Genomic DNA, 506 nt, shown 5'->3' with positions numbered 1-506 from the left:
TCCTCGAGCCATTGCTGGCGGGCCTGTATCCACGCCGTGCGCAGGGCGTTGTACTCCTGCACCAGGCCGAGGGTGTCGTCCAGAACCAGGGCCAGCACGCCGTGCGACAGTTGATGGCGGGGGATGGCATTGCGCAGGAAGCCTTTCAAGGCGCCAAGCCGCGGGGAGCGACCGTAGAAACCATGCACGCTGGTGAAGTGGCCCGCCTGGAAGGGCTGATACTCGTAGACCCGATCATTTACCTGCGGGTTGTCGGCGGTCATGCCCAGGCCCAGGCTGGCCGGGTTATCCCGGGCCTGGGCCAGGTTCAGCTCATGGAAACGCTCGGGTGCGCGCCCGGCCTTGTAGGCATTGAGCACGCTGACCGGCCAGGGATCACTGGCAAAGGCCAGCCATGCCAGGCTGTATTTGTGGGTCTCGAGGTTGAGGAAGGAAGCCGGGGCATCGTGATCGGCCGAGACGCAGCGCGGTGCCAGCAAGGTCTCGTTGGCAACCGGTGGCGCATA

1 pseudogene is annotated in these 506 nt (G+C 65.2%); it reads right to left on the bottom strand.

The features are described 5' to 3' along the window. Positions 1 to 506: pseudogene (locus AC3WQN_RS25475) on the bottom strand (T6SS effector BTH_I2691 family protein); the annotation flags it as partial.

The organism is Pseudomonas sp. FW300-N1A1 (assembly GCF_058789115.1).
Note: the sequence above shows the minus strand (reverse complement) of the source record. Positions and strands in the feature narration are given on the sequence as shown.